The organism is Ensifer sp., assembly GCF_035999135.1.
Classification (GTDB): domain Bacteria; phylum Pseudomonadota; class Alphaproteobacteria; order Rhizobiales; family Rhizobiaceae; genus Ensifer.
The window spans coordinates 1-12955 of sequence record NZ_DASYGZ010000171.1; the positions used below are offsets into that span (position 1 = coordinate 1).

The following is a 12955-nucleotide window of genomic DNA, read 5'->3' on the forward strand; positions in this document are numbered from 1 at the left end:
TCCACAGTAAAATCGATTGAAGCGTCTTTCGACCTCTGGCAACCTGCCTTTTGCCCGGTTGTCAAACCACTTCGATGAACTATTGTGCGCCTGACTTCGGTGGGCGCGACCAATTCGCGCGCGCCGTCACGCCGCACGGAGAACCGGCCATCGCTGCCTGCGATGATGTCATGCGGCGTCTCAAGCCGGATTGTTTTTGTGGCGCACCAAGACGTGCGCCGAACACCAAGGGAGAATAGCGAATGGCATTGATCACATTGCGGCAACTGCTCGACCATGCGGCGGAGAACGACTACGCGCTGCCGGCGTTCAATGTGAACAATCTTGAATATATTCAAGCCGTTATGCGCGCCGCCGATGCCACCGACAGCCCGGTGATCCTGCAGGCCAGCCGTGGCGCCCGTTCCTATGCCGGCGACGCGTTCCTGCGCCACCTGATCCTGGGTGCCGCTGAAGAGTATCCGCATATCCCGGTCTGTCTGCACCTCGACCACGGCGACCAGCCGTCGACCTGCATTTCGGCGATCACCAACGGCTTTACCTCCGTCATGATGGACGGCTCGCTGGAGAAGGACGGCAAGACCGTCGCGAGCTATGACTACAATGTCGCGGTAACGGCTGAAGTCGTGAAGATCGCCCATGCGGCCGGCGTTTCGGTCGAAGGCGAACTCGGCTGCCTCGGCAATCTCGAGACTGGCGCCGGCGACAAGGAAGACGGCCACGGCTTCGAAGGCAAGCTGTCGCGCGAAGAGCTGCTGACCGATCCGGAACAGGCGCTCGACTTCGTCACCAGGACCGGCGTCGATGCGCTCGCGGTCGCCATCGGCACCAGCCATGGCGCCTACAAGTTCACCCGCGAGCCCGACGGCGACATCCTGTCGATCGAAACGATCGCCAAGATCAATAAGAAGCTGCCGAACACGCATCTGGTCATGCACGGCTCGTCCTCCGTCCCGAAGGACCTGCAGGATCTGTTCAACACCTATGGCGGCAAGATGAAGCCGACCTGGGGCGTTCCGGTCTCCGAAATCCAGAAGGGCATCCCGCTCGGCGTGCGCAAGGTCAACATCGACACCGACCTGCGCCTCGCCATGACCGGCACGATCCGCAAGAACTTTGCCGAGAACCCGGAAAACTTCGACCCGCGCAACTACCTGAAGCCGGCAACGGCGCTGATGACCGAAGTCTGCAAGGAACGCTTTGAAGCCTTCCGCACCGCCGGCAAGGCGTCGAAAATCCGCGCCCTGCGTCTGTCGGAAATGGCAAAGCGCTACGCAGCCGCCTGATCGGCAAGGTTCCGTCCCGCTTCATCGACAGGATGAGGCGGGTGGATCATCTCTTCCCGAATACCAATCGGCGCGCGGTTCCAACGGACCGCGCGCCGACTTCTTTCAGGCATCATGGGGTCGGCTTGCTCTCGCTGCGGGCTAGAACGTGGGTGGGGTGTTGACCCAGAGAAGCACGGTCTCGCCATCGTGCCTGTTCGTCCAGGCGTGACGGCGTTTGCTCTCGAAATAAAGGGAATCGCCGACCCCGAGGTCATAGAACTGGTCGCTGTCGAGGATGAACTCGACCCGGCCGGACAGCACGTGGACGAACTCCTCTCCCTCATGCCGGTAGGCGCCTTCGCTGGAGGCGCCCGGTTCCAGCACGAAGCGGTGGCAGTCCATCTGGTTGCGACCGTCGGCAAGCAGCTGAACGGTGACGCCGGGCGTCGTGCGCGGCCATGCCCGCCATTCCCCTGCCCGCACCACGGCGCGCGCATCCGCCTCCTCCTCGCCGGAAAGGCTCGATACCGTCGTGCCGAAGAATTCGGCAATGTTATGCAGCACCGCGACCGACACACCCTGCGACGTGCGCTCCAACGTCGAAAGGACCGATGCGGCGATGCCGATATCGCCAGCGACCTGCTCCAGCGTCTTGCCGGCCGCATGCCTCAGGCTGCGAAGCTTGCGACCGACCTGATTGTCTATGCCCTCCGCAACCGCACCGCTCGCTTGATCGTCGGAGGCTCCTTCCGCGTCCAGCGCCTCGCGGATCGCTGCCGGGTTCAACCCGCGCTCGGCGCGAAACCACGCGATGCGTTTCAGCCGCGCAAGGTCGCTTTCGGTAAATTGCCTGTGCCCCGTCGGCGAGCGCTCCGGCACGACCAGCCCTTGCGTTTCCCATAGCCTGAGCGTCGAAGCGGAAACCCCCGCAAGCCGCGCCGCCTCGGCAACCTTGTAGCGCACAGCGCCCATTCCAATTTCCTTTGCCGCCGATTGGCGCTGCGCGAATCCGCGGAGCGCCAACGTGTTTGCAACCTTAGCCATCGCGGTCGGGATCTGACAAGAACGCTGCATCAGCGGCCGCGGTGTCTCGATCACCAAATTTGATTTGCAATCGACTGTGAAAGGTGTACCACTTCCAGAATAAACTTGCAGAAAAAATGCAATATATTAACTCCAGACGACAGGAACGCACCATGACCACCCTGACCGACCGCAAGAACGCCGCCATTTCCCGTGGCGTCGGCATGACCACCCAGATCTACGCCGATCGGGCCGAGAACGCCGAAATCTGGGACAAGGACGGCAATCGCTACATCGACTTCGCCTCCGGCATTGCGGTCGTCAACACCGGTCATCGCCATCCGAAGGTCATTGAAGCGGTCAAGGCTCAGATCGACCGTTTCACCCATACCTGCCACCAGGTGGTGCCCTACGAGACCTACGTGCACCTCGCCGAACGTCTGAACGCGCTGACGCCCGGTGACTTCGCCAAGAAGACGATCTTCGTGACGACCGGCGCCGAGGCTGTGGAGAATGCGGTCAAGATCGCCCGCGCGTCGACCGGCCGCCAGGCGGTCATCGCGTTTTCGGGCGGCTTCCATGGTCGCACCTTCATGGGCATGGCGCTGACCGGCAAGGTCGTTCCCTACAAGGTCGGTTTCGGCGCGATGCCGGGCGACGTCTTCCATGCTCCCTTCCCGATCGAGTTGCACGGCGTCACGACCGAGCAGTCGCTGGCCGCGCTGAAGAAGCTCTTCGCCGCCGACGTCGATCCCGGCCGCGTCGCCGCGATCATTCTCGAACCGGTCCAGGGCGAAGGTGGCTTCTACCCGGCGCCGGCAGCCTTCATGAAGGCGCTGCGCGAAATCTGCGACCAGCACGGCATTCTGCTCATCGCCGACGAAGTCCAGACCGGCTTTGCCCGCACCGGCAAGATGTTTGCGATGGATCATCACGATGTCGCGCCCGACATCACCACGATGGCCAAGAGCCTCGCCGGCGGCTTCCCCCTTGCGGCTGTGACCGGCCGTGCCGAAGTCATGGACGCGCCTGCACCCGGCGGCCTTGGCGGCACCTATGGCGGCAACCCGCTCGGCATCGCCGCGGCCCACGCCGTGCTCGACGTCATTGCCGAAGAGAAACTTTGCGAGCGCGCCGAACAGCTCGGTGGCCGCCTGAAGCAACGCCTGGCAGCGATCCGTGAACAGGCACCCGAGATCGTCGACATCCGTGGTCCCGGCTTCATGAACGCCGTCGAGTTCAACGACGTGAAGACCAACCTGCCGAGCGCCGACTTCGCCAACAAGGTGCGGCTCAATGCTCTGGAAAAGGGCCTGATCCTGCTCACCTGCGGCGTACACGGCAACGTCATCCGCTTCCTGGCGCCGATCACCATTCAGGACGAGGTCTTTGCCGAAGCACTCGACACCCTCGAAGCCTCGATCATCGCTGCGCGCGGCTGACACGTCCGGGCAACCGCGTCTGCGGTTGCCCGCTACAAATTTCCTCGGGTCGGGATCGACTTGAGCAAAAGAATCTGTAGCAATTCAAAGTGCTACGGCGAGCTTAGCGCGTCTTGATCGACATGCACCCCGCCGGACATGCTGCGCGCGACGTCAGACGCGCAAGGCTCGGGTGCCGGCGTTGACCGGCATCCGCAAGAACAAGCAAAAGCGGGCCTGCCGCCGCGTGGCAGGCTATCGCCGGAGGATGCCCGCCATGACCTTGACCCCAGCCTTGACCAGGCACCTGAGCGCAGCAGATCTGTTCGCGTCGCTTCCGGCCGTCGCCACTCGCGCCGCGGACTGGACAGGGCCTGCCTTCGACGTCTTCAACCCCTCGACCGGCGAACTGCTGGCAACGCTTCCGGACATGGGCATTGAAGAAGCCCACGCGGCGATCGAGGCTGCAGCGAAGGCGCAAGTTCTCTGGGCGGCAAAACCCGCCAAGGACCGCAGCGCCGTGCTTCGCCGCTGGCACGACCTGATCGTCGCCCATGCCGACGACCTGGCCGCCATCCTGACGGCCGAAATGGGCAAGCCGATTTCCGAATCGAAGGGTGAAGTGCTGCATGCGGCAGCCTATGTCGAATGGTACGCCGAAGAGGCCAAGCGCATCTATGGTGAGACCTTCCCGGCCCCTGCCAACGACCGTCGCATGCTGGTGATCAAACAGCCAGTCGGCGTCGTCGGCACGATCACGCCGTGGAACTTCCCGGCCTCGATGGTCGCCCGCAAGATTTCGCCGGCTCTGGCGGCCGGCTGCGCCATCGTCCTGAAGCCCGCCGAACAGACACCGCTCGTTGCCGGCGCTATGTTCGTGCTCGCCGAAAAGGCCGGCTTCCCCAAGGGCGTCCTCAACCTGCTCTATGCAGCCGACGGGGCCGCGATCGGCCGGGAACTCTGCAGCAATCCGAAGGTGCGCAAGATCAGTTTCACCGGTTCGACTGAAGTGGGCCGGCTGTTGATGCGGCAATGTTCCGACCAAATCAAGAAGGTGAGCCTGGAGCTCGGCGGCAACGCCCCCTTCATCGTCTTCGACGATGCCGACATTGACGAGGCCGTGGATGGCGCCATCCAGGCGAAATTCCGCAATGCCGGCCAGACCTGCGTTTCGGCCAACCGCATCTATGTGCAATCGGGCGTGCACGACGCCTTTGCCGAGAAGTTCGTCAGGCGCGTCGCCGAATTGACCGTCGGCGACGGCTTTACCCCGGGCATCACCATAGGCCCGATGATTGACAGGCATGCGATCGAGAAGATCGAGGCCCATGTCGCCGACGCCGTTTCCAAGGGGGCCAAGGTGCGCGCCGGCGGCAACCGGATCGGCGCCTCAGGAACGTTCTTCGAGCCGACCGTTCTCACCGGCATTTCGACCGACATGCGCGTCGCCCAGGAAGAGACCTTCGGCCCGATCGCCCCGATCATCCGCTTCGAGACGGCCGAGCAGGTCATCGCCGAAGCCAACGACACGATCTACGGCCTTGCCGCCTATTTCTACGCGGAGAACCTGAAGCGGGTCTGGCACGTAGCTGAAGCCTTGGAATACGGCATGGTCGGCATCAACACCGGCCGCATGTCCTCGGAAGCTGCCCCCTTCGGCGGCATAAAGCAGTCGGGCATCGGCCGCGAAGGCTCGCGCCATGGGCTCGAGGACTATCTCGAGATGAAATATCTCTGCATGGGTAACATTTGAGCGCCCATGCAGGGCTAATCGATGATGTGGTAGCCACCGTCGACATAGAGGACCTGGCCGGTGATCAGCCGTGCGGCGTCGTGGGCGAGGAAGGCGGTTGCCGCACCGACATCGTCGATGTCGATCAATTCGCGGCTCGGCGACTTGACTTTGGTCTTTTCAAGCAACGCGTCGAATTCCGGAATGCCGGATGCGGCACGGGTGGCAAGGGCGCCCGGCGAGATGGCGTGCACGCGGATGCCCTTGGGGCCGAGCTCGGCGGCGAGATAACGCACCGCACTTTCGAGCGCCGCCTTAGCGACGCCCATGATGTTGTAGTTCTCCACCACCACCTGAGAGCCGTGATAGGTCATGGTGAAGAGCGTGCCGCCCTTCTTCATCAGCGGTTCGGCAAGATGCGCCATGCGGATGAACGACCAGCAGGATATGTCCATGGTCTTCAGGAAGCCATCGCGCGGCACGTCGACGACGCGCCCGCCGAGTGTGTCCTTCGGAGAAAAGGCGATCGAATGCACGACGAAATCGAGTTCGCCCCAGACCTTCTCGATCTCCTCGAAAACCGCCTCCATCTGACCGGGAACGGCGACGTCGAGCGGCAGGAAGATCGGCGCCTCGAGCTCGCGCGCCAGCGGCTCGACATGGGGTTTTGCCTTGTCGTTCAGGTAGGTGACGGCGACCTCGGCGCCGAAGGCGCGGAAGGCACGGGCGCAGCCCCAGGCGATCGACCGGTCGTTGGCGATGCCGACCACCAGGCCCTTACGGCCGTCCAGAAGCTTCGCTTTTGCGGCGGGAATGGACATGGATCGTCTCCGTTGGATCAGGCTTGCCGGGAGTTGAGGAGCGCCAGCGTGTGTCGCGCGATCATCAATTCCTCGTCGGTCGGGAGAACATAAAGCGCCACGCGGCTAGACGGCGTCGAGATCAGCGTGTCGCCCGCCTCGTTCGCGCCAGGGTCGAGTTCGGCTCCCAGCCACGCGAGCTTCTCGGCGATGCGGGCGCGGATCGGCGCGGAATTCTCGCCGACACCGGCGGTAAAGACGAAGGCATCGAGACCACCGAGCGACGCGGCCAGCATGCCGGCGTTCAGGCCGCAGCGATAGACGAAGTGATCGATGGCGAGCTCCGCATGCGGATCGGCGCTCGCGAGCAGGTCGCGCATGTCGTTGGACACGCCCGAGAGACCCTTGAGGCCGGCGTCATGGTAGAGCAGGTCGGAAACGGCCTGGGCGTTCATGCCCCGCTGCAGGATCAGGTAGAGCACGACGCCCGGGTCGAGCTGCCCGGGCCGCGTCCCCATGGGCAGGCCGTCAAGCGCCGTGAAGCCCATGGTCGTCTCGATACTATGGCCATCCTTAAGGGCACACATGGAGGCGCCGCTGCCGAGATGGGCGACGACCACGCGACCCGCTACCACCTGCGGAGCGACCTCGCGGAGGTGTCTCGATATGTACTCGTAGGAAAGGCCATGGAAGCCATAGCGCCGCACGCCCTCGTCATAGAATTGGCGGGGCATGGCATAGCAGTTGACCGCTTCGGGATGGCCATGATGGAAAGCGGTGTCGAAGCAGGCGACCTGCGGCACATCAGGGTTGATCGCCATCGCCTGGCGGATCGGCGCGAGGTTGTTGGGCTGGTGCAGCGGGGCCAGGTCCTGGTAGCTCGCCAGGCGTTCTAGCACCGTCGCGTCGATCAGCACCGGCTCGGCGTAGTCAGGCCCGCCATGCACCACCCGGTGGCCGACGGCGCGCAGGGTGAAGCCACCGAGCGTCAGCAGCCAGTCTCTTGCGGCGGCGATGGCCGCCGGCAAATCGCCGACGGCTTCGGCCTCATAGTTCCGATCGACAAGCACGGCGCCATCGACGGCCTTCGCCTGCAGTCGCGGACGCGTGCCGATGCCGCCGATCTGTCCTTTCACCTGAAGATCAAGGCCGGCGCCGGCGATCCCGAAGATCTGGAACTTGAGGCTGGAAGAGCCGGCATTGACGACGAGAAGCGCGTCCATGGTCACACCGCCGCAACTTCAGGCATTCTACGCCGGGTGGCATAGAGCGCGGCCACGGCGCAGGACGCAAGGCGCGTTCGAACCGAATCCGCCCGCGATGTCAGCACGATCGGCACCCGCGCACCGAGAACGATGCCGGCAGCATCGGCATGCGACAGGAAGGTGAGGTTCTTGGCGAGCATATTGCCGGCCTCGAGATCCGGCACCACCAGGATCTGGCCACGACCGGCAACCGGCGATGTTATGCCCTTGATCCGTGCTGCCTCCGGATCGATCGCATTGTCGAAGGCAAGCGGTCCATCGATGAGGCCGCCGGTGATCTGCCCCCGTTCGGCCATCTTGCAGAGTGCCGCAGCCTCGATCGTCGAGGGGATCTTCGTGGTGACGGTCTCGACCGCCGAGAGGATCGCGACGCGCGGCTCGCCAAGGCCGATCGTCACCCAGAGATCGATGGCGTTCTGCACGATGTCGCGCTTGGCCTCGAGATCGGGAAAGATGTTGATGGCCGCGTCCGTGATGAACAGCGTCTCTGCATGCCCCGGTACATCCATGATGAAGACATGGCTGATGCGCCGATCGGTCCTCAAGCCCGTGGCCGATGCCGCCACTTCCTTCATCAGCTCGTCCGTATGCAGGCTGCCCTTCATCAGGAGCTCGCCCTTGCCTTCGCGAATCATCGCAACGGCCTTGGCCGCTGCTGCGTGGCTGTGCGGTACATCGACGATCTCGCAACGGCCGATATCCAGCCGGTGTTCATTCGCGACACTGCGGATTTTCGCCTCGGGACCGACGAGAACGGGCGCGATCAACCCCAGCGTCGCGGCCTCCAGCGCGCCGCGCAGCGACGTCTCGTCGCAGGGATGGGCGACGACCGTGACGGCCGGTGTCTCATCGCGCGCGGCAGCGATCAGGCGGTCGTATTTCGACAGGGCTGGTGGCTGTAAGGTTGGATCGGACACGTTGACCCTCCCTGGTCTTTCAGGACGCCTTGCGGCTGCGAGCAGCCTTGTTGCCAGTGATCGAGACCGGCGGCTCGCTGTCGAGGCGAAAAAGCGCTCCCACCCGTTGCAGCCTCTCGGCAGCCAGGCCGGACACCGACCCAGACGCTTCGAGCACTTCGTTCAAGGCTGCGAACGCGGTGCGCCGCTCGTCAATTGCTTCGGGCAAAAGCTGCGGCAGGGCAGCGAGTGCCGCATCCTCGTCGATCAACAGCATGAAATACTGCTCCCGCAGCACCGCCTTGAAGGCGGCAAGATCCAACTGCCTGGCGTCGGGGTGAGCGCGCCGAAGCCGGCGGACGGCCTCAAGACCACGTTCGTCCGCGCCACCCCGCGCCATGCCGACGAAGATCAGAGCTCGCGCAAGCGCCTCGCAGGTACCGCCTTCCGCCACCCTCGCCTTGAGTTCGGTGATCCGTGACGCGACAAGCTCCTGGTGCAGCAGGCTTTTTGCCGCCCGGCGTGACGGCTGGGCGGGATCGACGCCGAGTGCGGCCTGTAGGGGCGGAGCGCCATAGATCGTATGGAACGCCTGCTCCGACACGTATTCGCTCGTCCGACGCCAGGCGTCGAGGCCATCGACCATCTGCTGCGACAGCGCCTCCTGCCACGCAAGGAACGGATTGCCGGATGCGGCAGGCTCCCGGTTTGCCCGCACCTGTTCGGCAAGAGCCGCGGTCCAGGCCATGAACGGATTGTCGGGACCGAACAACGCGTATTGCAGGCGAAGGGGGTGTATGCTGCGCATGGCTTCGGCCAGCGGCGGCGTCACCGCCGCCTTGACCGCCGGCTGCAGATAGGTGCGATAGAGCGCCAGGTTGACCTCGGAGAGTTTTGCAGCAGTGGCAAAACGCTTCTCGTCTTCGATATCGTTGCCGCCGAGCGCCCTGATATCGTCGAGCGTGCGCGCCTCGCAGCGCATCAGCCACTCGCCGGAAAGCATGTCCCGGCCCTCGACCACATCGGCTGCGGGCGTCAGAACCGCCTCATAGAGGCCGGGCGGCAGCACGTCGATCAGGTCGATGTTGGACGCAAACTCGCCGTGCTCCTTGCGGGCGACACCGGCCGAGACGAAGATGCCGAGATGCCCGATCGTCTCGTGGACCGTGTAGACGATCGTCTGGCCGTAGGCGCGGATCTCGTCCACGCTGTCGTAGAGATCGAGGATCCAGTCCAGCGCTTGCTGCGGCGGGGTGATATTGTCGCCCTTCGAGCAGAAGACGACGATCGGCGAGCCGATGTTGCGCAGGTCGACCGCGGTGCCGTCCGAGGTCCGGATCTCGCCGGCCGCAAGCTTGTTGCCGATGAAGAGTTCATCGACGATGAACTGCATTTCCTCGGCATTGAGGGTGACGTGTCCACCCCACCAGCGCTCGAACCCGAGATATCGCGCCGCCTCGGTGTCGATCTTGGAATAGAGATTGTACTGCTTCGCCCAGAGCGTGTTGGCGGGGTTCTGGTTTTCGAAGTTCTGCACCAGCCAGGCGCCATCGAAAACGCCGGCGCCAAGGTCTCCGGTCAGCGCCGTCAGCCAGCTGCCGCCAAGAAGCCCGCCGGAGTAACGCATCGGGTTCTGCCCGTGCACGCCGGCCCAGTAGGAAAGCGGCGCGCCGGCGATGATGATCGGGCCGAAGAGGTCAGGCCTGAGTGCTGCGACGATCATCACCGCCCAGCCCGCCTGGCAATTGCCGATCACGCAAGGCTTGCCGTCCGCTTGTGGATGCCGGGCGATGACAGTTTCGAGGAAACCGGCTTCGGCCAGGGCGATGTCCTCGATCGTCTGCCCCGGAACGGGGTCCGGCAGGAAGCCGATGAAGTAGCAGGGATGTCCCGCCTTCATCGCCACGCCGATTTCGCTGTCGGCCTTGAAACCTCCGATCCCGGGGCCGTGGCCCGCACGCGGATCGACCACGACAAACGGGCGCTTCGACTGATCGATCACGACGCCCTGGGGCGGCACGATGCTGACCAGCGCATAGTTCACAGGCCGCGCGAGCGTGCGCCCGTCAATGACAAGCTGCGCCTCGAATTCCAGCACATTCGGAGCCGTTTGCGTCCGATGCTCCTCATATTGCGCGCCGCGCTGTCGCATGACGTCGAGAAAGAGGATCGCCCTTTGCCAGGCATCAAGCGAATAGGAATAAGCATCGGCAAACGTCGGCAGGGTCGGGCTGATGGGCTGCTTGGGCATAACATCCGCTCCTCGGGCGCAATTGAGGCTGGGCCTGTTTCTTAGCCTATAGGGCAGTGCAAGCGGTCGAGTGTTGACTTACGTCAAAAAGGGATAGGCCAACGTTCGATATCGTCAACTTGAAATGGCAGTCTGAACCACGTCGCCCCGGGTCGAGCCAGCATAGCGCAGCCGTGTAACCACGATTTGTCACTGTCCGCGATACGTTGCCTACGCCGTCCGAAGTCCTGTATCTCGCCGCCGTTTCTCGCCCTCTTCGCACTGCAGCATTATACAGAATTGTGCCCCCGGCAAGACAACCCTTGAAATTCGGGGCGCAGCTTGCCAATTGGGGCGAAACCCAAAGGAGTTGCCAAGGCAATGAGCGAAATCGAAATGTCCGTAGAGAAACATGTCTTCGAAGCCGATGTGGCGCGACTGCTCCATCTGATGGTGCATTCGGTCTATTCCGACAAGAACGTCTTCCTGCGCGAGTTGATTTCGAACGCTGCGGATGCCTGCGAAAAACTGCGCTATGAAGCGATCGGCTCGCCCGAGCTTCTTGCCGGCGACCCGACTGCCCGCATCACGCTGACCCTCGACGAAGACAACAACCGTCTCGTCGTCGAGGACAACGGCATCGGTATGGGCCGCGACGAACTGGTCGAGGCGCTCGGCACGATCGCCCGCTCCGGCACCCGCGCCTTCATGGATCGCATCGAAGCGGCACAGGGCAAGGAAGGCGCGCAGCTGATCGGCCAGTTCGGCGTCGGTTTCTATTCCGCCTTCATGGTCGCCGACAAGGTCGACGTCGTGTCGCGCCGCGCGGGTTCGCAACACGCGTGGCTCTGGTCTTCCGACGGCAAGGGCAGCTACACGGTGTCTGCTGCCGATCTCGCAGATGCTCCGGCACGCGGCACCCGCATCACGCTGCACCTGATGGAAGACGCCAAGACCTACACCTCGCGCTGGACGGTCGAGCGCATCGTCAAGGATCAGTCGGGCCATGTGCCGGTGTCGATCTCCATCCTCGAAAAGCCCGGTGCAGAGCCGGTTCAGGTCGGCGACGGCACGGCGCTCTGGACCAAGCAGAAGAGCGACATCAGCAAGGAAGACTATGCGGATTTCTACCGCGGCGTTGCCGGCCAGTACGACGACCCGGCGCTGACGGTGCATTTCCGCGCCGAAGGTCGCCACGAATACACGGCCCTTGCCTTCGTTCCCGGCTCCAAGCCCTTCGATCTCTTCGACCCGGACCGCAAGGGTCGGATGAAGCTCTACGTCAAGCGCGTCTTCATCACCGACGAAGCGGAATTGCTGCCGCGCTATCTGCGTTTCGTACGCGGCCTCGTCGACACATCGGACCTGCCGCTCAACGTTTCGCGCGAGATGATCCAGGAAAGCCCGTTGCTCGCCAGCATTCGCAGGGGCGTGACCAACCGCGTGCTGACGGCGATCGAGAAGCTCGCCGAGAACGAGCCGGAGACCTTCACGAAGGTCTGGGAGAACTTCGGCAGCGTTCTGAAGGAAGGCATCTACGAGGACTACGAGCGCCGCGAGCAATTGATCGGACTGTCGCGCTTCCGCACCACCACGTCAGACGAGAACCAGCGCAGCCTTGCCGACTACGTCAAGGACATGAAGGACGGCCAGTCGGCGATCTACTACCTGACCGGTGACAATCTCGGCCAGTTGAAGGCCTCGCCGCAGCTCGAGGGTTTTCGCGCCCGCGGCATCGAGGTGCTGCTGCTGACCGATCCGGTCGACAGCTTCTGGGTCACGTCGGCTCCCGATTTCGACGGCAAGCCGTGGAAGTCGATCACGCAGGGTGCTGCCGATCTCGGCAATATCGCCAAGCCCGAAGGCAGCAAGGACGAGGCCCCGAAGGCAAGCCAGCTGGTGATCGACTTCGTCGCCTTTGCCAAGGAGACGCTGGGCGCCAGCGTGTCGGATGTTCGCACCTCCGAGCGGCTGACGGAAAGTGCCGTCTGCCTCGTGGCGCCGGAAAACGGACCGGACCGGCAGCTCGAAAAGATGCTGCAGGGTGCCGGCCGTCTCGATGACGCCCCCAAGCCGATCCTCGAGATCAACCCCAACCATGCGCTGATCACCGCGATCTCCGCCAGCCCCGCCGGCGATACGGCCTTCCGCACGGACGCGGTTCAGCTGCTGCTCGACCAGGCGCGCGTGCTCGACGGCGACAAGCCGCAGGATCCGCGCGGCTTTGCCGAGCGGCTCTCGCGCGTCTTCGATCGCGCGCTCAGGGCCTAAACAAAAAAGCCCCGGAAATCTCAGGAATTTCCGGGGCTTCTTTTCTGTT

9 protein-coding genes are annotated in these 12955 nt (G+C 63.7%); 4 read left to right on the forward strand and 5 right to left on the reverse strand.

Going from position 1 to position 12955, the window contains the following annotated elements; genetic code table 11:
* Positions 1 to 242 precede the first annotated feature (242 nt).
* The gene (fba, locus tag VGO12_RS22330) at positions 243 to 1286 is read left to right on the forward strand and encodes a class II fructose-bisphosphate aldolase (protein ID WP_327514929.1); all 1044 of its coding nucleotides are present in this window, start codon (positions 243 to 245) and stop codon (positions 1284 to 1286) included.
* 141 nt (positions 1287 to 1427) lie between these two features.
* Here fba and VGO12_RS22335 read toward each other — a convergent pair whose 3' ends face one another.
* Positions 1428 to 2240, reverse strand: a complete 813-nt coding sequence (locus tag VGO12_RS22335; protein WP_327514930.1) for a MerR family transcriptional regulator — start codon at positions 2238 to 2240, stop codon at positions 1428 to 1430.
* Positions 2241 to 2464: 224 nt separating this feature from the next.
* On the opposite strand from VGO12_RS22335, the gene VGO12_RS22340 reads away from it, so the two are divergent.
* Complete coding sequence (locus tag VGO12_RS22340; protein WP_327514931.1) at positions 2465 to 3733, forward strand: 4-aminobutyrate--2-oxoglutarate transaminase; 1269 nt, start codon at positions 2465 to 2467, stop codon at positions 3731 to 3733.
* A 256-nt stretch (positions 3734 to 3989) separates the two neighbouring features.
* Positions 3990 to 5465, forward strand: a complete 1476-nt coding sequence (locus tag VGO12_RS22345) for an NAD-dependent succinate-semialdehyde dehydrogenase (RefSeq protein WP_327514932.1) — start codon at positions 3990 to 3992, stop codon at positions 5463 to 5465.
* Between the two features lie 14 nt (positions 5466 to 5479).
* Here the strand turns inward: VGO12_RS22345 and fabI are convergent, their stop codons facing one another.
* From fabI to VGO12_RS22365, 4 genes are read right to left on the reverse strand one after another with little or no spacing between them, the layout of a single operon-like run.
* On the reverse strand, positions 5480 to 6265 hold the full coding sequence (gene fabI, locus VGO12_RS22350) for an enoyl-ACP reductase FabI (RefSeq protein WP_327514933.1): 786 nt from the start codon (positions 6263 to 6265) through the stop codon (positions 5480 to 5482).
* Positions 6266 to 6282: 17 nt separating this feature from the next.
* Positions 6283 to 7467 carry an acetate/propionate family kinase gene (locus tag VGO12_RS22355; protein ID WP_327514934.1) on the reverse strand — a complete coding sequence of 395 codons (1185 nt, stop codon included), beginning with the start codon at positions 7465 to 7467 and terminating at the stop codon, positions 6283 to 6285.
* Between the two features lie 2 nt (positions 7468 to 7469).
* Positions 7470 to 8426, reverse strand: coding sequence for a phosphate acetyltransferase (locus tag VGO12_RS22360; RefSeq protein WP_327514935.1), 957 nt, complete (start codon positions 8424 to 8426; stop codon positions 7470 to 7472).
* A gap of 19 nt (positions 8427 to 8445) precedes the next feature.
* Positions 8446 to 10656, reverse strand: coding sequence for a DUF3141 domain-containing protein (locus tag VGO12_RS22365; protein ID WP_327514936.1), 2211 nt, complete (start codon positions 10654 to 10656; stop codon positions 8446 to 8448).
* A gap of 360 nt (positions 10657 to 11016) precedes the next feature.
* Here VGO12_RS22365 and htpG point away from each other — a divergent pair, with 360 nt between their 5' ends.
* Positions 11017 to 12906: a molecular chaperone HtpG gene (gene htpG / locus VGO12_RS22370; protein WP_327514937.1), complete on the forward strand. Its 1890-nt coding sequence runs from the start codon at positions 11017 to 11019 to the stop codon at positions 12904 to 12906.
* The last annotated feature ends 49 nt before the right edge of the window (positions 12907 to 12955 follow it).

Excerpts from the sequence above, each read along its gene's own strand:
- fba (WP_327514929.1), top strand. The coding sequence starts at position 243 with ATGGCATTGATCACATTGCGGCAACTGCTCGACCATGCGGCGGAGAAC.
- VGO12_RS22335 (WP_327514930.1), bottom strand. The coding sequence starts at position 2,240 with ATGGGCGCTGTGCGCTACAAGGTTGCCGAGGCGGCGCGGCTTGCGGGG.
- VGO12_RS22340 (WP_327514931.1), top strand. The coding sequence starts at position 2,465 with ATGACCACCCTGACCGACCGCAAGAACGCCGCCATTTCCCGTGGCGTC.
- VGO12_RS22345 (WP_327514932.1), top strand. The coding sequence starts at position 3,990 with ATGACCTTGACCCCAGCCTTGACCAGGCACCTGAGCGCAGCAGATCTG.
- fabI (WP_327514933.1), bottom strand. The coding sequence starts at position 6,265 with ATGTCCATTCCCGCCGCAAAAGCGAAGCTTCTGGACGGCCGTAAGGGC.
- VGO12_RS22355 (WP_327514934.1), bottom strand. The coding sequence starts at position 7,467 with ATGGACGCGCTTCTCGTCGTCAATGCCGGCTCTTCCAGCCTCAAGTTC.
- VGO12_RS22365 (WP_327514936.1), bottom strand. The coding sequence starts at position 10,656 with ATGCCCAAGCAGCCCATCAGCCCGACCCTGCCGACGTTTGCCGATGCT.
- htpG (WP_327514937.1), top strand. The coding sequence starts at position 11,017 with ATGAGCGAAATCGAAATGTCCGTAGAGAAACATGTCTTCGAAGCCGAT.